Origin of the sequence: Bacillus sp. 5mfcol3.1 (genome assembly GCF_900114335.1) — a bacterium.
Taxonomy (GTDB): domain Bacteria; phylum Bacillota; class Bacilli; order Bacillales; family Bacillaceae_G; genus Bacillus_A; species Bacillus_A thuringiensis_S.
Genome location: NZ_FOST01000003.1, coordinates 356,554 through 375,613, shown reverse-complemented (window position 1 = coordinate 375,613; position 19,060 = coordinate 356,554). Strand labels below are relative to the sequence as shown.

Sequence of the window (19,060 nt, the reverse complement as noted above, 5' to 3'; positions counted from 1 at the left end):
ACTTACATATTATATGTAAAAAGTATTTGACATGATGTTTTTCCAATTTTATACTTATATTTGTAAAGAGTTTTTTACAATCGAGGGGGGCAATTATTTATTGAATACTAAAAAAACTATTTTTATAATCATTGTTTTAGCATTAATTGCAATACTAGTACATGGCACATATAAATACATCACTGAAGGTTCTATTTTGGGTGGTACGATTTTTGCTATCTCGTTAATACTTAGTAATTTAATTAATCACATTACTTGGGGAGATCCCCACGGTGTATCAGAAGAAAGTCAAGATGAAATGGGCCAGCAAATTACATATAAAAGCTTTAAAATTGCGTATTTTGTGCTTGTAGTTGTAATGTTCCTTTTATTAATCTTCTCCGAAGGATTTTCTATGGGGGCTAATTTAGATGGCGTTAAAAACCTCCCTCTGTTCATCGCAATTTGCTCTTCATTCTTTATTTATCCTATTGTCGAACTCATAGTTGCAAAACAATATAAGTAAAAAGATGAGGTTTTCTACATGTAGAAAACCTCATCTTTTTATATTTACATACTCTCTACAATTGCTTTTAATTTATTCACAGTACGCCAATTCCTAACTGTAGCTGGTGTATGTAACTTCTGAAACTGGTTCATTAATTTAGAATTTCGAATGCTATTTTTGAAAAACAAATAAGCAACCTTCTCATCTATATAGCAATCTTCAAGTTCACTTTTAAATGTAAGCAATTGACTACTTTCCTCTTCAGAAAGTACATTAGCTAAAAAAGCAACATGAACACTTTCTCCTTCTAACAATGAATGAACTTCATACGGACATTGTTTAATAATATTTATAAATTCACCATATGTTCTTAGCATGACTGGAACATCGAAATCAAATTCATTTTTTATTTCAGATTGTATTCGGTCCTTTAGAAAGTTTATATCTTCCTCAGATTCGAACACGATATTACCACTTTGTATATATGTTTTCACTTGTTTTAACCCTATTGATTCAAACACTCGTTTTAAATCAGCCATTTTGATTACTTTATGTCCACCGACATTGATTCCTCTTAGTAATGCAATATAAAGTGTCATATTATTCCCCTCACAATAAAATAAACTTATCAATTGAATCAATTTTCCCACTCATATTTCTCGGATATTTGTTTTAATTCTTCTAACATATCATGAATAGATAATACCTCAAATAAAATAATAGACTCACTTGAAAAATGGTGATGATAATGATTTGGTTTATAATCTTTTAAATCATTTTTATAACTCCAAAATTGCTTGTCTAATTCAGCAATAAGTTTCAAATGTTCCTCATCAATTTCATTACAACGTTTTCTCAATATAGCAATTATAGAATGAATTGTTCGTTGTAATATTTCCCTTTCACTTTGTGACCAGTCACAAGTCTCAATTGACACTCGAGCTAAATTATCTATATGGTAAATGATTTGCTGTAATATATGAAGTTGGTTCTGCATGGTTAAAAAGCTTCTCATTTCCTTCTTTGTATGTTGATGATATTTCCAATCTTTCTGCTCATATTGAACAAATTGTATCGCCTTATGCAATAATACAGTCAATTTAGATAAACCCTGAGCGGTCTCCTTTTTCATACCTTTTCCTGCAACTAATGCAGTAATCCATTCTTCCATAATATTTGCTGTTTTAGCAAATAGATCCTCTGTACATCCAAAAATCGTTTTCGTGTAGTGTGGTGGGAAAATGAAAAAATTCACTAAAGTAGATACTATAATACCAGTAGATGTAGTAGCTAAACGAATTAAAAATGCAGTGAAATAATGATCTGCCGTAATTGGAATCATAGCTACAGCAGTTAAAGTTGCGACTAATGTTCCCGCATGTAACCTTAGTTTTTGACATGTAACGATCGTAAACATCGCAGCTAATGCATAAGAAATTGCTTGATGACCTAAGAAAAATGTGAACGTCATGGCATATGCCGATCACATTGTTGAGGCCGGAAAGCGAATAAGCCCTTTTTTTATTGAGTCTGTTGCAGTTGGTTCAATTGTAACAATTGCTGTTATTACAGCAAAAATAGTTGGAATGTTAAAAAATTCACAAACTAACACTGTAAGAAAAACTGCAATCCCAGTTTTAATCACTCTTCCCCAAACGATATTCCATTTTCTATCTTGATTCATTTTTTATATCCTTCATTTCTGTTTCATTTTATATACATATATTATATATTACTAAAATAAAAAAACCTACTACGTGAATATTCAAGAGTAAGTTTTCTATCTCATTATTTCATTATAGGTAAATGCATTATTATTTGTTGGCCAATTGGTCCCATTCTTCTAAAACCTTTATCCTCGAAGCCGACTTTTGCATATAAATTTTGTGCAGGAATATTTCTTTCATTCACAGCAAGTACAACTTCATTTTTTATTGGAAAATAGCGTTTTACAAACTCTTCTAATAATAACAATGACTTTTTAGCGAATCCTTTTCTTTGTCTATTGTGTTTAATAGAAAATGACGTTAAAAGTAAAGCATCCTCATTATCTGTGAACTCCTTTACTCTATCTCCCGTTTCCAATGCGAAAAGACCCACCGGTACGCCATTGTAATCTAAAATAACAATCACATTTTTTGTACGATCACTTTTTGCTTTTTCCAGTAATGCGCTCGGATCTGCTGTAAACTGAACTTGTTCACTTGGTAAAGTAAATGTTTGTATAACTTCTTTATATTTCTCCTTATACGGAACTAATTGAATTTCCCCTGTGTGTATGTTCATGCTAAACTCTCCCATTTTTTAGCTTATTAACTTATACCTTGCTGTGCTTTTGAATGCACTCTTCCATCTAAAAAGGTAATTTCAACAAATGAATTTGGATTGTTTCCTTTCCAAGCAAAAATTTGTTTAATTTGTGTAGAATGTTCTACCCCTTCTTCTATAAGTAAATCCCCTTCAAAACCAATTAAATCTTTCACTTCTGTATAAGTCATTCCTTCATTTATGTTCGAGAAATGATTTATATTGATAGATTCTTTCTGTTGCCTTTCCATCACAGTAGAAGAAGTTGCTGTTTGATTTTTCACTTCTTTTCTCTGTTCACACGCTGTCATACTGAAACCTAAGCATAAACTAAACAATATACATGCGCTTTTTTTCATCATAACAGTTGTCCCTCCCATCATAATTAAACCATATATTCCCTTAAAAATAAACTGAATATTTAATATTATACTTAAAGACCTCGCACAATTAAGTACGAGGCTAATTTCATTTATTCAAATGATTATTTGATTGATCATCCTGTTCTTTTCTTAACTCTTGTTCTTCATCTTTTGGTAATTGTTTATCATTATCTTTAATTGGATTCGGTTCTCGATTTTCAATCATATCATTTGGAACTTGTGGCATTACTCGTCCCACAATAGCCGCTAATTCATCTAGTATACCTTCACCTGTTTTTCCTTTTTTAATTTGCTTTCCGATTTGTTTGAGGCGTTCATACGTATCAACATCTGCTACAACGACTGCATTAGCACCGTCAGGGTCATTTTTTAAACTTTCTGCAACAGAATATTTAATTGATTCAACACGAGTTCGATCAAGTTTTGCTTTTACGTCTATACCTACAATAGCATATTTTCCAACAACGACCGCTGTCGCATCATTCACACCTGGTACACTTGCTGCTAAAGATGCTAAATGATCTGCCGCTTTTTCATTTGGCTTATTTGATTTATTCGTATAATTAACATTTTTCATTGAAACATTTTTTTGTTCCGGCTTTTCGTTTGGGTTTTCTTTTGTTCCAATACTGCATCCAGTTATAACGAAGCCAAGCATTAATATATATATTAGAGTTTTCATTATTTTCACCACTTCACTTTTAAGGTTTAATCATAAATTTTTTCAACAGCTTGCATTTTCTTTACCTTTTCCTCGGCCCCGCTATTAGCATTAATGAATATTTGGTACGTATCTTTTCCTAAAATACCTACAAATTCATAGCAAAGTACTTCATTATGCAAATCATTAACTACTACAGCTTTACGTTCTTCCATTACTTTTACATCCGGATTGATTTTCTTTCTTGCTTCTGCTGCAGTTAGCTTTGCCGATGGAACTGTTCGTTTTTGATGTGACGCTAAATATTCTTTTGCGGAGAACCCTACGATAGAACCGTCATCTAAAGCAATTTTCATTTGGATTGCTTCTGGATAAATTCGTACTCCATTTTCATTTACTACATACGTAAATACACCAACATTATCATATTGAGAGCTATCATAAAGCTCCATATTATTAAACTTATGGTCCTTTAAAAATTTTAAACCTTTACTACCTGCATCGTTTAAACTAACTTTCTGTTCTTTAATTTCGCGGTTATTCATAACCCAAATTGGATATCCGCCTTTTCCGGTAATATCCATATAGAACTCATTGTTCGTTGCTTCATCTTTAATTTTCACACTATAGAAGGATTCTTTCGCACCTTTTCCACTTTTCTCTACATCTACTTTTTCATTTCCTTTTAAATTTAAAAACGATTTGGCAATTTTCGCCGCTTCATCTTTAGAAATTGCCTTTCCTTCCGCTTCAAATCCGCCTTTTTTATTTTTTTGCGCACTTGTAAAGGTCGGTCCGAAGTTTGTAGAAGAATATGATGTTACGTTTTTCTCTACAGTTTTCAATCCATCAATAATTGTGTTATCTGCTGGATCACGATTTGATGCAAGTGCCATTTCTACATCCATCCAGCGTAAATTATTTTTCAAAACAAGATGTTGTACTTTTCTTAGTTCATCTTGTATATTTCCTGCATTTGAATATAAAGTTTGTAGCGTTTTATATTCTTGCTCATTTAACGGCTCTTTTTCTAAATCACGAATGGCTGCACGGTAACTGAAATCACCGATATTCGCTAAAAATTCTTCCGTTTTATTAAATGGCATTAATGTTAAAGGAAGTTGTCCAACATCTGAGCGAGCTTCAGATGTTAAACGCCATACATCCGCTAATGCAGGTGATAAAGATGATCGTGAATTCATCGCAAGTGTTGTGCCAATTTTATCGTGTAATAAATCGACTTCGTATGCTAAATCATGGAATGCACGTTGATAGCTATTTTCCGCTCGAATTAAAACCGCATTTTTCTCTTGGTGCTCTTTATAGCCCCAATAGCCTGTTCCTACTACACCGACTGTTAATAATACAATGATAATACCTCGTAACATTATCCCACCTCCGCTCTATTTACAGAAAATATGTTTACCGATTTTTTTAATTTGTGGACGAGTCCAAATCCATTTACTAGTCGCAGTATCTGGATTGAAATAATATAAAGCATTTCCTGTTGGATCCCATCCGTTAATCGCATCTAAAACTGCTTTTTTTGCTGTTTCATTTGGCGTTAAATATATTTGTCCATCGGCTACTGCTGTAAATGCTCTAGGCTCAAAGATTACACCTGAAACAGTATTTGGGAATGACGCACTTGTAACACGATTCAAAATAACGGCAGCTACTGCAACTTGTCCTAAATACGGTTCACCACGTGATTCGCCGTATACTGCGTTTGCCATAAGCTGAATATCATTTTGAGAATAACCGTTCGGAACATTTGTCCCTTTATTTTGAGGTGGTTTATTCTCTTGTGCAGTTCCGCCGCTATTTCCTTTATTCGTTGTTGTCCCTTTATTAGCAGTTGACTTGTCATACTTCGTTGCCTTCACGAGCATTTGCTTCGTTTTAGCTCCAGCTAAACCATCAACGGGTAATCCGAATTTCTCTTGAAAATTCCGAAGTGCCCAGTATGTACCCCATCCGAAAACACCATCCACTTTTCCCGTATAAAATCCGTTATATTTCAAACGAGATTGCAGTTCAATGACATCTTCGCCAGATGCTCCTCTTTGAATAACTTGATTAGAAAAAGCTTCTACATTCTTTAGTTGTATACTACTGACCATTAAAGACAGTCCTATGAACGCAAGTAAAACTGCTATTTTAAAAATAGCTTTTTGGCGCATAATTTTCCCTCCTTAATTACGGAAATGATTTCTTGGTTATGTTTTGTAAAAGCCTCGCTTTTATGTAAAGAAGACAAAAAAATCCAAACTAATATCGTTGAAAAAATATGTAAACAATATAAAAAAAGGATGAAAGGAGTTCATCATGAAGAAATCGTTAAAACGTGTCGCACTCGTCATTCTGTTCCTAACAACATGTTCAAATATATATACAGACTCATCAATTGTTCATGCGCAGCCGCCGTATGCCAAATGGGGTAAACTTGCCGTAGAAAAGACGAAAGAACAATACCCAAAAGCAGAAATTATTGACTATCTTCATATAGGTAGAAAACCAAAAACAGTTCAAATAACTGTTGAAAAATTTAAATTGTGGTTACGTGAAGATGGAAAAGAATATGGTGTTTTTGTTGATGTAGAATTTGAAACGAAGACGGAGAAATTTATAAAGTTGTCGTTTCAGAAGACGAGTAGATAAAGTGAAACCCCACTGTTAAAAATGGAAACAGTGGGGTTCCTTGCATTTCTAAAATTCTTTCCTAAAGTTTCGATTCCCTAAAAATCTTACCAATATACAAATAGCGCCAATTACTACAGCTATCCCTATACTATATAAAAGTACTTTACCATATCCACCTATTCTCGGATCTAAAAACGGATATGGATACCAATTCACGATTGGACCACGTATTAAGCTATATACAACGTAAAAACACGGGAATAAGAGCCAACTTGCAGCTTGTTTCCAAGTGATTTTCTTAATAGGTGGATTTAAAATCCAATCTAAAAGCATTGCAATCGGCATGATATAATGTAGCACAGTATTTACCCATGGTATTGCCGTTTGAAGTGACTCTTCTAACCCTCTTAGTAACAAAAAATAAACGAGTCCTGTCGTAAGTATGTATACCGTTGCCGCACCACGAAGTATACTAAACTGTTCTGAGCGACCAAATGTAGCTGTTCCGATACTGCTTAAAAGGAGAATACATGCAACTAAAATGTTACTTTCAATAGTGAAGAAACTAAAAAAGTTAACTGGATTAAACGGCTTCACTTGTGCCCTAATTATGAATTGCGTAATAATGGCGCTACACACTAGAAGACTTAAACATAATCTAAATAAAGATAAATTTTTTTCATCCTTCATACATTCCCTCCTTTTCTTATATATAATTAGAATTTCCCTGTACATGCTCAATAAATAGTTTTAATGGAACAAGCCCACGTTTTGGCATATGACTACTTATAATAGCTACTATTTCTAACTGAGGAATGATAACGATGTATTGTCCGCCGTATCCCATAGCAAAATATATACAATACGGTATGTGAAATCTTCCGTTATCTAATACCCACCAGTGATATCCATATGCACCGACATGTTCATATGTTTCAAATAGAGCCCTACTTGACTCTTCTAACCATTTCGCTGATACAATTTCTTTTTCATTCCAATATCCATTTTGCAAACATAACTTTCCTAATTTTAATAAATCGGTAGATTTCATTTTCATACCGAAGCCGCCGACATATATACCTTGCGGATCTTGTTGCCACTCGTATTCGTTAATTTCTAATGGATCAAATAAATATTTCTTTGCAAACCGCTCTGTCGACATTCCAGTAGCTTCTTGAATAATATAGCTCAGTAAATGAGAAGAACCTGAATTATAATTCATTTTTGTAGCAGGTTCTTCAATTATTGGCTTTTCTAATATGTACTGTACCCAGTTCTCTGATTCTACAAAGTCATTTGGGAATACTACTCCATTTCCAAACTCTTTCCAATCCTCACCAGTAGTCATTGTTAATAAGTGATAAAGCGTCAAATCATGTTTTTCCCCAGGTACATTTTCAATCCACTCTGTAATCGGTGTATGTATATCATTTATATAGCTCTTATCAAGAGCAATACCAATTAATAAAGATACAATACTTTTTGTAATCGAATTTATTTTATATAATTTATTTGCACATTCAGGTGTTTTATAGTACTCAGTTGTTAATTCCCCTTTTTGATAAACAAGAAATGTATTCACTTTTTTCTTTTCGAATTTATTTTCTAGTTGCTTGAAATCCAAAAACTTTACCTCCATTTAAATAGTTACTCCATTTATTATATCTTGTTCCTTCATTTTAAACATAATTGTGCTCAAATAAAAATAAACCTGTCAGTCATAATGAACTGACAGGTTTATTTTTATAATTTCGTACGAACATTCCACAGCTCTGGGAAGAATTGTTGATCAAGTACTCGTTTTAAATAAGAAACACCGGAGGATCCACCTGTTCCCATTTTATGTCCAATAATTCGTTCTACTGTTTTCATATGACGAAAACGCCATTGTTGTAGCCAGTCTTCAATATCAATCAATTTTTCAGCAAGCTGATATAAATTCCAATATTTTTTCACATCCGCATATACTTCTAACCACGCTGCTTCTACTGTTGCATCTTCTTCATAAGGTTGCGTAATATCACGGTTTAACACATCTTTATGAATAGGGAATCCTTCTTTTACTAATGCTTGAATCGCGACATCATATAGACTTGGTGCATGTAGCGCTTTATGAAGTCGTGCATGTAATTCTGGATCCTTTTCATAAATTTTTAATGCGTGTGGCGTTTTATAGCCAAGTGCATACTCAATCATACGATATTGATACGATTGAAAACCTGAAGCTTGACCGAGTGAATCACGAAACTCAATATATTCTGATGGTGTTAATGTCGCAAGAATATCCCAAGATTGAATAATTTGAGACTGAATTTTTGATACACGTGCTAACATTTTAAAAGCTGGTTGTAATTTATCTTGTTTAATAGATTCAATCGCCGCATTTAGCTCATGTAAAATGAGCTTCATCCAAAGCTCACTTGCTTGGTGAATAACGATAAATAACATTTCATCATGATGGTCCGATAATCTTTTTTGAGAAGATAGTAAACTATCTAATTGTAAATACTCCCCATACGTCATATTCTCTTTAAAATCCGTATGAATCCCTTTTTCCATAATTACTTTTTCATTTTCTTTCATATTAGCCAAACGCCCCTTTTATATGATTCTACTTATATTGGTCTAATAACGGCTCGAACTGGACTTCCATCTGCATCAGTTAATGCAAGTGGTAATGCAATAAGTTCATAATCACCGTCTGCTACATGATCTAGTACGACATTTTCTAAAATATGAATTCCATGTTTAAATAATTGATGATGCGCTGCTAATTCTTTATCATCTAGCGGATCAACTGATGGTACATCTACTCCGATTAAACGAATACCTTTCTCTGAAAGAAAAGGTGCTATGTCTGCACGTAAATGAGGGATCACATCTGGAAATTCTTCAGCTTTTCCATGTGAAGATGTACGTAATAATAATCGTTCTACACCTTCTAAATGAAAGCTTTCTAATTCCTTTTTCCCGATGCTTTCAAAATTAGAAACGTCAATAATCCGTGCTGGACCAACATAAACTTGAACATCTAAATCTAATACTTTCTTTCCATCATTATCAAAATGAAATGGTGCATCAATATGAGTGCCTGTATGAATACTCATCGTTAACTTTCCGACATTTACCGAGCCACTTTCTTCTTTTGACCATGAAACTTCATACGAGAACGGTGTGTCTCCTGGCCACGTTGCAATATTATTATTTAGCGGTTGTGAAATATCAATCCACTCTGATGTTTTCATATTTATGCCACAACCTCTCGCTTATTTTCAAACTGCTTATACTCTTCATTTTTCATAATTTTCTTTAATATTTGTACAGATTTCCACACTTCTTCGTATGTGTTATATAAAGCGACCGGCGCAAGTCTCACCCCATTTGGCGCTCTAAAATCTGGAATTACTCCATTTGCTTTTAGTGCTTTACATATACGTGCTGCTTCTGCATGCTCTAAATAAATGTGCCCGCCTCGTTTTTCATCCTCTAATGGATTTCCAATTGTAAATTCGAAATCTTTTAATTCATGTTCAATTAAATTCAGCATGTACCTCGTAATATGTAAAGATTTCTCACGTAAACGCTCAATACCAGCATCTTTGAAAATTTCAAGTGAACCAATTAATGGTGCTGTACTTAAAACGTGAGGTGTACCAATTTGATAAGCACCTGCATGATCAGCGGCTGTTAATGTATGCTCCATATCAAACTGCTTATCTTTTCTAGAACTAAACCATCCAGACAACCCTGGTAGTCTATTAAAATGTTTATTATTTACATAAATTCCTGCAACGCCACCCGGTCCTGCATTTAAATATTTATAATTGCACCAAACAGCAAAATCGACATCCCAATCTTTGAAATGATGCGGAATAGATCCTATTGAATGGCATAAATCAAATCCAATGTGAATGCCGCGTTTATGAGCTTCCGTTGTTAAACGTTTCATATCCAGAATTTGACCACTTCTATATAAAACAGAAGGTAATAAAATTAAAGCGATATCATCTTCCATCGCATAAATAATATCTTCTTCAGAAAGTGTTCTACCATCTCGGCTTTTCACTCTTACTAAATGCTCCTCTGGATCTAATCCTTTTAAACGAATTTGACTTTGAAGTGCATAAATATCTGATGGGAAAGTTAATTCATCCGCAAGTATTTTTGTACGTATTCCTTTTGGTTCGTAAAACGTCGCAATAACTTGGTGTATATTTGTAGTTGTAGAACCGGTTACAATAGTTTCTTCCGGTAAAGCACCAATAAGAGGGGCTGTAAGTTTACCTAATTTCTCTGAAAGGAAAAACCACGGGTGCTCACCTTCTGTCCAGCCGTCAATGCCATACTCTTTCCACGAATCTAGCAACGTAAGTAATGATTTCTCTGCTCTTTTTGAAAGTAGTCCTAATGAGTTTCCATCTAAATATATCGTTCCTTCTTTTTTATAGAATTCAGTTTGAAAATCTTTCAGTTCATCATGTTTATCACATTCAAGCGCATATTCATAATTCGGTTGAAATGGTTCTTTATACATGGTGTCACCTTCTCTTAATTTTCTTTTTATTCTAACTAATTGAAATATATCACCTCAATTGATACGACGTCAATGATATTATGTCAGTTGACTTTATATATGAATTTCTTTTACAATACAGTTATATTTTCAGATATTTCAGTATAAAGAGGTGATTCTTTGAAAAACAGTACCCTTTCATCAAGAAAACACCGCTCCTTAGAAACGAAGAAAAAACTATTACACTCTGGTTACACTATTTTTATAAATAACGGATTTCAAAAAACGACAATTACACAAATTATTAAACATGCAGAAACTGGTTACGGAACAGCATATGTATACTTTAAAAACAAAGATGATCTCCTCACCGTTTTAATGGAAGATGTTATGAATCAATTTTATGATATTGCCAAGCGCTCCTTTTTGCCTCAAACGAAGGAAGAAGCACATAAAATGATTCAAAATCAAGTTAGAGCATTTCTACAACTAGCAAAGAAAGAACGAGCTATTTTACAAGTTGTAGAAGAAGCAATCGGATTATCAAAAGAGATACGTCAAAAATGGGACGAGATACGGGAACGCTTCATAAACAATATTACGCAGGATATTACATACTCTCAAGAAAGTGGATTAGCACAGCCTGAATTAAATAAAGAAATTGTAGCACGTGCTTGGTTCGCAATGAATGAGATGTTTCTTTGGGCAATTGTGAAAAATGATAAAAAATTTGAGTTAGAAGAGATAGTACATACATTGACGGAGATGTATACGACGGGGTTATATAAATAGCACACCTGCAATAAATACGGTGTGCTATTTTACATCTATAAAAATATATTATCTGGGTATGGTAGTGCTAAAGTAGGCTTTTCAGAAAATGAGAAATATTGTAGTTTTAAAGATTCACCATCTATCGATTTCAGTTTTCCACTAGTAATTTCACATTCAAACACAACAACAATATATTCTACTTGATCGCCATTCGGATATATATGACGGAACCTTTCCCCTCCAAATACCCCTTTTTGTTTTTTTACTTGCACTTTCAAACCCGTTTCTTCCCACACTTCACGAACTACCGCTTCTTCTGGAGTTTCTCCAGGCTCAATTGCTCCAGCTGGCAAACTCCAGTATTCCCCGCCAGGATATTGAAACAAAATATCTCCCTGCCCATTCTTTATAACAGCAGCTACACTCGGTATTAGAATTAGTTCATGGCCTAATTGCTCACGGATTTTTTTATAATATAGCGACATCGACATATAATTCTCTCTCACTCCAATAATAAACAACTGTATTTTCTGACACCTATTGTATAATAATACCAATAGCAATTTCTATATAGAAAGGATAAGAAAATTACTCCCCTTTATATCTGCTACACTAGATAATTTATACAGTTCTAAACCTCGCGTTTTCCATTCTTGTGAATCTTGTTTAATTATCTTTTTAAAATATTTTAGTAGTGGCCATAAAGCATACTCCTTATGATCTACATAACTAACAACATCCCATTTTAACTTTTCATTAATTTCACTCATAAGTTGGGGTATTACTACTTCACCATATTTTTTAAAACATTCATGAGTTCCTTCGTAATTTTCAAATAAAGTTTGATTAAAAATATCGTGTTAACCCGTATTCTATGGTAAATAAAAAGAATCCATTTTGAAAAAGATTGATCAAAATGGATTCTTATCCAGCAGGTTTATGTTTTGGTTTTATAAAAAAGTTTGATCATTTTCTATCAATGAAAACAATTAATTGACTATTTTTATTATGAAAAGGTCGGAGCAGGAAATTCATCAATTTTGATACGAAGTAAACTATAAGGTTTCTGTCGTAAGTCTTTTCCATAATGAAATCTAGGCTGTCGATGTAATTGGTTCACAATGACATACAAATATTGATCCGGACCAATTGAAAAAGTATCCGGCCACAAAATTCTCGGATCATGTGCGATAGCTTCCATTATGCCATTTGGCAATATCTTACGGATACTGTTGTTTTCATAATCTCCAGCATAAACAGCTCCCTTTGCATCAGTGATCATTCCATCAGGCGCACCTTTTTCTCCCCAATACTCCACATGATAAGGTAAATTCATGTCCGATATCGTTCTGTCTCTCAGGGCTTCTGTTGAGATCGAGAACAAATGCCGACTGGTTAGTGGAGCAAAAAATAATATCTTTCCATCAGGAGAAATCGCAAGACTATCAGACGCCAATCTAAATGGAGAAGTTGAACCGTCTTTGTTTCGATTCATTAAAATTTGACCTTCTACTTTCGGTAAAAAATAGGGATCGGGTGAAGTTGAATTTGCTCCATTTAACCGTCTAAACGCGTTTCCATTTGATAAATCTACGACGATAATAGCTCCTGGTCCTCTTGAAGAAGAATCCGTTATATAGGCATAACCTGCTTTTCCAACACGAAAATCAAAACGGACATCATTCAGATAAGTTGTAGGCAGGACAACATCTTCTGTAAAGGTATATACTTTTCTTATTGTATTGGTTTCTAAATCAACAGCGACTAATTTTGCCCCCCTTTAATAGGTTCAGAAAAATTGGGTGCCGCTGTATCTAATATCCAAAGCGTTCCCCTTCCATCAGCAACTACACTTTGGACACTGATGAAAGTCATTGGGATATTCTCGGGGTTAACCAAATTGGTTTGTAAATTAGGATAAGGCTGCAATTTATCCTCAAAAATTTCCGCCACCGTAAATTTAACATCGTCTCCCCATTTCGGAAAGCAAATGAAAATACGACCGGTTTCTGAAACAGTAACACCTGTAGGCATAGCCCCATAAAATGCATAAACTAGTTCTAAATTACCGAAATATTTTTCACTAGGTAACATAGGTTTCATAATATCCTCCTCAAGCATTCAAACGGGATATCTCCTATATATGATTTATATTTTTTCTAGTGCATGTTTCTTAATAAGTTTTTCTATACGAAAAGATGATTGAATTGATTGTTTTCGAAATTTAATAAGTCTGTCAGAAGAAAGGAAACATTTTAATTTAAAGGTCTCCAGATGAAGTAGAATTCAATTAGCAGGTAGCGAAGTTCAATATTCCCGAATCAACGTTAAGCTGGTATAAAAAATGGGGAAATTTCCCCCTTTAAATTTGTGAAAAAATGTACTTAAGCTAAACTGCCCGTTAGTTTAAGTGTAACACTTCACAAACAATCTTTTGAGTATTCTTATTATTCCCGTTTCCTCAACAATCTGGCCCTTTAATTGAACAATACAACTGAAATTTAAGGGGCAAAAAAAACCTTATATTAATACAGGGTTTTATCAATCTTTTTTATAAATTATCAAACTTTATTTTAAATCAATACCACACTTTATTCCATGTTCCATGAGTGACTAACGGGTGCTTTGAACAAGAAAATAAAGGTGAGTACATATTATACATGACTAATATGCGCTCACCTTTATTTTTTAAAGATTTTTAGCTTTTAGGTCTTGATAATAATTTTTAGTGGTTGTATTAACAATTTATATTTAGTAAAATTGCTTTTTATGAATTTGATATAAGTCCAAAGAATTTCCTGGTCAATATAATAACGTATATCAGCACACTTTTTCTTTATTTATTCTACTTACAATTCCAACTATAAATTTATATTCAATCCTCCTCTTCTTAGTTTTTTTAAACCCTTCTTTCGTATCAAAAATAAAACACGTTTTCCGAAACCAAATTCGTACATATAAAGACTCAAAATAAATAGGTTTTATAATTCCTCGTTCCTCAAATTCAGTTCCATCTTTATTTTCAGTTTCTGTTCGAACGAACCACCTATTTCCGAAGCCAATTTCAATATACTTCACATAAGCCCCCCTTTCAGAAATTAATTTCTAACTGTTCTATTATTTCCCCGGTAAGCGCACATTCCGACAGAACATGAGCCCACAAAGAAAAAGTAGCTTACAAAAATCTACTTTATAACTTATATTTTTGCATTCGTTTATAAAATGTACTACGGGGTACATCTAATAGTTTTGCAGCTAATGAAACATTTCCGTTTGTCTTTTGTAATGCTTCAATCATGCTATCACGCTGTATTTTTTCGCGAAAATTCAATGTATGTTCGGTTTTATTTTCAACTTGTAACTCAAGTTGTTGTTGATTTCCCATCATTGTTTGTATCAAAAGAGCGACTTGTTTTTCGCATATTTCCCGTCCTTGCGACAAAATGTAAATACGTTCTAATGCATTTACTAGTTCTCGAATATTTCCGGGCCATGTATGTTGTAAAAATTGATTGCAAATACTCTTCGGAAATACAACATTCCAATTCTTCCGTTCGCAAAAGTGTTGTATAAAATATGGGATATCCTCTTTTCTTTCTATTAACGATGGAACATATAACGGATAAACGTGCAAACGATAATATAAATCTTGACGGAATTTCCCTTCTTCTACTAACCGTAGTAAATCTTTATGTGTGGCAGTAATAATACGAATATTTACTGGTACCTCTTTTGAACTTCCTATTGGAGTTATTGTACGTTCTTGTAAAACACGCAATAATGCTACTTGCATCTCTGGTGGTACTTCACCAATTTCATCTAAAAATAATGTTCCTCCATTCGCTTGTTCAAATTTCCCTTTATATCCTTGACGTCGCGCACCTGTAAATGCACCTTCAGCATAACCGAACAATTCACTTTCTATTAATTCTTTAGGCAAAGAACCGCAGTTAACAGCTATAAAGGGCCCGTCTTTTCTTGGACTATTTTCATGAATCGCTCTCGCGACATATTCCTTTCCCACTCCTGTCTCACCACATACATACACACTAGCATCAGTCGGTGAAACAAGCTTAATTTCTTCTAGTGTGTGTTGAAATGCTCTGCTTGTCCCAGTAACTCCTGGAAAAGTAATTCCTTTTATAAATGTGAGAGCAGAATATGTATTCATTTGTTCGTTTTCCTTTAAATACATACATTTCCCAATCATTCTTTCATTACTATATACTGGTATCTCTAATTTAGTTTCTAATCCATGGTGCATTAACTCTTCAAGTTTCATTCTTGACCAATTATTTATTCGTTCACGAACGCTCTTACTCGCAGAAACGATAACATCACGATGATTACAAATAACTACTTGTTCATCACTATCAATGACATCTAAAAAACGATGAATTAAGTGTAATTCATTTTGATGAACTCTTATGCTACATTCACGTTCTATCGCATGTGCAATTGAAGTTACCATACCGAGCATATATGGATGCGAAAATTCAATTGGACAGGAGAAATCTAGAACACCAATTAATTTCCCGTCATCATTATGAATGGGAGCAGCCGCACAACTCCAGCTATGAGATACCACGGAGTAATGTTCAGTACCACTTATCATAATAGCTTCTTCAATTTCTAGCGCTGTTCCTATTGCGTTTGTCCCCACAGCTGCTTCCGTCCATTTTACACCTTCAATAAAATTAATATGTTTCGCTCGCTTTAACGTTTGTTTATTTCCACTTAACGATAGAACATAACCATCTGGATCGATTAATAATGCCATCATTTGTAGTTCATCAATGGTTTTTCTCATATTTTGTATTTGAGGGATTGCGATATCTAGGAAGATTTCACTCTTTTTCTTTTGATCTTGAAAAAAATTAGAAGACAAAATTTTCTGACCTTTATTCATGTGAGGATTCACATTTGCTTGTTTACATCGATGCCATGACTCTGAAATTCTTTCGTTTATACGGTTCGAATCAAGGACTCCTTCATTAATAAACTTTTTCCATGTATGTAAGTAAAACGGTGAAGCTAACATTGTATCATCTCCCTATTCATTGTTTTGGAGATCTGTAAAAACATACTTTTATTATAAAACTGAATAAAAGCGTTTTCAATAAAACTAGAAAGACGACACAAATATGTTAATAATTTGAATATCTTAATGCACTTCTTTATTCTTTTTTAGTAGCACTATATTTTGTATAATGGAAGCAAAGAAAATACATAACCAAAACCACTTTTGTGGATTACCGTTTATAAAGAAAACAATCACGGCTATTGCAAATAAAATAGTGGATGCTAAACTAAAATATAATTTTGTTTTCATTCCTATTATCCCTCACCCCTCTATTACTTTACAGTACATACTAACTCTTCATTTTTCATCTCTACTATGTACTCCTGTAAAACATATTCTTTCCCGCCATGGTTTTCATACCATTCATGTATTCTTCTAATATGCCTCTCGTCACTTCTAATTCTCGATTCTATTTCTTTATACTGTTCATAACTATCATATTCCCATATGGCAAATACTTCAGACGTACCATTCTTATTATCTTTCATCCAGCGTCCTATTAGCTTAGAACCATGCTTTAATTGATTAGGTAAGTTCGTGTTATTGAAATGATCATTAAATACTTCTATGAATTCATTTTTCACTACATAGTACTTCCTTCTGTAAAACATACTTCTTCACCTCTTTTATGAAAAGTATCAGTAAACCTTCCCATCACTACCGTATTATAATACTTTCCGTCCGATAGTCTTTTGTCATTTTTCAAAACGCCTTCTACTTCAAAACCTAATTTTTTATAAAGATGAATAGCTTTCTCGTTTGTCTCTAATACTTGTAAAGATATTTTATTTACTGCATTTTCGTCAGCCCATTTAATAGATTGTTGTAATAGGCTCTTACCCATTTTATATCCCCAAAACTCTTTTAAAATGCAAACGCCAAACTCTACTTTATGAGATAATCTCTTAAAATTTGATCCTTCACACCTTGAAAATCCAACGATTCGATTGTGCACTTCTGCAACTAAAAAGAGATTCTTCGCCTCTTCACTATCTGTTTTTATTATTTTTTGAAACCCTAGGTCATCTATAAATCCCTCTCCAGCATCTCTATCCATATTTTCAGTTTCTCCATCAATCTGAACTCTAATTTTCGATAACTGGTCAGCATCTTTCTCAGCTGCAGAACGAATTGTATAAGTTAATCCATTTATATGAAACTCTTGCTCTTTTACAATCATGTCAAACTCCTTTCAAATCAATATAATGGCGCTATTACAACTTGTTTACCTTGTTTCTCAAATTCCTGAACAGTTTCTTTACTAGCCTCTTCGTCAGTTATAATAAGGTTAATTTCTTTTAGAGACTCTCCTCTTATAAAACAATCTATTCCAAGTTTATTATGCGGAGCTAAACAAATATTTCTTCTAGCAATTTCACTTACTCTTTTACTAAAATAAGCAACTTCAGGTGTTGCAGTACTAATACCTTGTAATGAAATGCCTCCACCTGTAGAGAAATAAAGATCAATAGAAAATCTACTTATCAATTCAGAGGCAAATGTATCAGTAATATTTCCTGAAGGCTTTACTTTTCCACCAATTAAATATGTATCGATGTTCTTATATTCTCTTAGATGACCAGCTATTTCTATAGAATTCGTAATAACCGTAAATGATACTTCCGGTAAATATTTCAGCATCGCATTATGAATGGAAGCCCCACCAATAAAAATTGAATCACCTTCTTGTATATAAGATACCGCAACTCTTGCAATTGTGTCCTCATATATTGAGCTATCACTATAACGTTTAGTTGGTTCCGCAGCTAAGTTTCTCACTCGCGTAAGTTCAATTGCACCTCCGTGCGTTCTTTTTAATAAACCATCCTTTTCCATAATAGACAAATCTCTTCTTATAGAATCAATAGACATATCAAATCTTTCCGCAAGATCCTTTGCTATTACTCTTCCATCTGTATTAAGTAGTTCTAAAATTTTCTCTCGACGTTCTTCAGTAAACATGTTATCACCACCGTTATTGAAGGTTCAGAAACTTAAACTTTATTTTAATTATATGCATGCCTCTTCCGTTTTACAATATTTTCAATTCTTATTTATTCCGTTTTATACAGTCTTCTCCCTCTTTCTATCCTGTTAACTTGACAACCAAATAAATGTATATCTGTATATTACGCAAAGATACTTCCATTTACCTTCCTATTGATGTAAAATTATTCCTATGTTTTACTTTTTAATACAGAAAGGGATT

20 protein-coding genes and 2 pseudogenes are annotated in these 19,060 nt (G+C 33.5%); 3 read left to right on the top strand and 19 right to left on the bottom strand.

Annotated features, from left to right (window positions below):
• Positions 1-100 precede the first annotated feature (100 nt).
• Positions 101-505, top strand: coding sequence for a hypothetical protein (locus tag BM089_RS20185; RefSeq protein WP_001093141.1), 405 nt, complete (start codon positions 101-103; stop codon positions 503-505).
• Between the two features lie 44 nt (positions 506-549).
• On the opposite strand, the gene BM089_RS20180 is transcribed toward BM089_RS20185, so the two are convergent.
• The 7 genes and pseudogenes from BM089_RS20180 to sleB form a co-directional block, all read right to left on the bottom strand.
• A complete protein-coding gene (locus BM089_RS20180) occupies positions 550-1,086 on the bottom strand; it encodes a DUF1697 domain-containing protein (protein WP_000177384.1) in 537 nt (178 codons plus the stop codon).
• A 38-nt stretch (positions 1,087-1,124) separates the two neighbouring features.
• Positions 1,125-2,171 (bottom strand): annotated as a pseudogene (locus tag BM089_RS20175) (aromatic acid exporter family protein).
• A 104-nt stretch (positions 2,172-2,275) separates the two neighbouring features.
• Positions 2,276-2,788 (bottom strand): GNAT family N-acetyltransferase, encoded by a 513-nt coding sequence (locus BM089_RS20170; RefSeq protein ID WP_139213299.1) that lies wholly within the window; start codon positions 2,786-2,788, stop codon positions 2,276-2,278.
• An 11-nt stretch (positions 2,789-2,799) separates the two neighbouring features.
• Complete coding sequence (locus BM089_RS20165) at positions 2,800-3,156, bottom strand: hypothetical protein (RefSeq protein WP_090977867.1); 357 nt, start codon at positions 3,154-3,156, stop codon at positions 2,800-2,802.
• Positions 3,157-3,262: 106 nt separating this feature from the next.
• Complete coding sequence (locus BM089_RS20160; protein ID WP_090977865.1) at positions 3,263-3,859, bottom strand: YhcN/YlaJ family sporulation lipoprotein; 597 nt, start codon at positions 3,857-3,859, stop codon at positions 3,263-3,265.
• 26 nt (positions 3,860-3,885) lie between these two features.
• A complete protein-coding gene (ypeB, locus tag BM089_RS20155; RefSeq protein ID WP_088020221.1) occupies positions 3,886-5,226 on the bottom strand; it encodes a germination protein YpeB in 1,341 nt (446 codons plus the stop codon).
• 15 nt (positions 5,227-5,241) lie between these two features.
• Positions 5,242-6,021 carry a spore cortex-lytic enzyme gene (gene sleB / locus BM089_RS20150; protein ID WP_001249053.1) on the bottom strand — a complete coding sequence of 260 codons (780 nt, stop codon included), beginning with the start codon at positions 6,019-6,021 and terminating at the stop codon, positions 5,242-5,244.
• Between the two features lie 145 nt (positions 6,022-6,166).
• On the opposite strand from sleB, the gene BM089_RS20145 reads away from it, so the two are divergent.
• The gene (locus BM089_RS20145; protein ID WP_016512695.1) at positions 6,167-6,499 is read left to right on the top strand and encodes a DUF3889 domain-containing protein; all 333 of its coding nucleotides are present in this window, start codon (positions 6,167-6,169) and stop codon (positions 6,497-6,499) included.
• 48 nt (positions 6,500-6,547) lie between these two features.
• Here BM089_RS20145 and BM089_RS20140 read toward each other — a convergent pair whose 3' ends face one another.
• From BM089_RS20140 to kynU, 5 genes are all read right to left on the bottom strand, one after another.
• Entirely contained in the window at positions 6,548-7,171 is a 624-nt protein-coding gene (locus tag BM089_RS20140) for a Pr6Pr family membrane protein (RefSeq protein WP_090977863.1), read from the bottom strand.
• Positions 7,172-7,187: 16 nt separating this feature from the next.
• Entirely contained in the window at positions 7,188-8,105 is a 918-nt protein-coding gene (locus BM089_RS20135; RefSeq protein WP_000346232.1) for a serine hydrolase domain-containing protein, read from the bottom strand.
• A 119-nt stretch (positions 8,106-8,224) separates the two neighbouring features.
• The gene (gene kynA / locus BM089_RS20130; RefSeq protein WP_000661957.1) at positions 8,225-9,064 is read right to left on the bottom strand and encodes a tryptophan 2,3-dioxygenase; all 840 of its coding nucleotides are present in this window, start codon (positions 9,062-9,064) and stop codon (positions 8,225-8,227) included.
• 32 nt (positions 9,065-9,096) lie between these two features.
• A complete protein-coding gene (gene kynB / locus BM089_RS20125) occupies positions 9,097-9,726 on the bottom strand; it encodes an arylformamidase (RefSeq protein ID WP_000858069.1) in 630 nt (209 codons plus the stop codon).
• A 2-nt stretch (positions 9,727-9,728) separates the two neighbouring features.
• The gene (kynU, locus tag BM089_RS20120) at positions 9,729-11,015 is read right to left on the bottom strand and encodes a kynureninase (protein ID WP_000276261.1); all 1,287 of its coding nucleotides are present in this window, start codon (positions 11,013-11,015) and stop codon (positions 9,729-9,731) included.
• 159 nt (positions 11,016-11,174) lie between these two features.
• Here kynU and BM089_RS20115 point away from each other — a divergent pair, with 159 nt between their 5' ends.
• On the top strand, positions 11,175-11,786 hold the full coding sequence (locus BM089_RS20115; RefSeq protein ID WP_000798544.1) for a TetR/AcrR family transcriptional regulator: 612 nt from the start codon (positions 11,175-11,177) through the stop codon (positions 11,784-11,786).
• A gap of 35 nt (positions 11,787-11,821) precedes the next feature.
• Here the strand turns inward: BM089_RS20115 and BM089_RS20110 are convergent, their stop codons facing one another.
• The 7 genes and pseudogenes from BM089_RS20110 to BM089_RS20065 form a co-directional block, all read right to left on the bottom strand.
• The gene (locus BM089_RS20110) at positions 11,822-12,259 is read right to left on the bottom strand and encodes an NUDIX hydrolase (RefSeq protein WP_000062938.1); all 438 of its coding nucleotides are present in this window, start codon (positions 12,257-12,259) and stop codon (positions 11,822-11,824) included.
• Between the two features lie 515 nt (positions 12,260-12,774).
• Positions 12,775-13,871, bottom strand: a pseudogene (locus tag BM089_RS20100) (L-dopachrome tautomerase-related protein).
• Positions 13,872-14,588: 717 nt separating this feature from the next.
• Positions 14,589-14,846 carry a DUF3977 family protein gene (locus tag BM089_RS20090; protein WP_000873825.1) on the bottom strand — a complete coding sequence of 86 codons (258 nt, stop codon included), beginning with the start codon at positions 14,844-14,846 and terminating at the stop codon, positions 14,589-14,591.
• A gap of 112 nt (positions 14,847-14,958) precedes the next feature.
• Entirely contained in the window at positions 14,959-16,809 is a 1,851-nt protein-coding gene (locus BM089_RS20085) for a sigma-54-dependent Fis family transcriptional regulator (protein WP_090977861.1), read from the bottom strand.
• 314 nt (positions 16,810-17,123) lie between these two features.
• Positions 17,124-17,462 carry an NIPSNAP family protein gene (locus BM089_RS20075; RefSeq protein WP_090977859.1) on the bottom strand — a complete coding sequence of 113 codons (339 nt, stop codon included), beginning with the start codon at positions 17,460-17,462 and terminating at the stop codon, positions 17,124-17,126.
• Positions 17,435-18,031, bottom strand: a complete 597-nt coding sequence (locus BM089_RS20070) for a GNAT family N-acetyltransferase (RefSeq protein WP_072938704.1) — start codon at positions 18,029-18,031, stop codon at positions 17,435-17,437. Before BM089_RS20070 ends, BM089_RS20075 begins: the two co-directional genes overlap by 28 nt.
• A 17-nt stretch (positions 18,032-18,048) precedes the next feature.
• The gene (locus BM089_RS20065) at positions 18,049-18,813 is read right to left on the bottom strand and encodes a DeoR/GlpR family DNA-binding transcription regulator (protein ID WP_090977857.1); all 765 of its coding nucleotides are present in this window, start codon (positions 18,811-18,813) and stop codon (positions 18,049-18,051) included.
• Positions 18,814-19,060 lie beyond the last annotated feature (247 nt).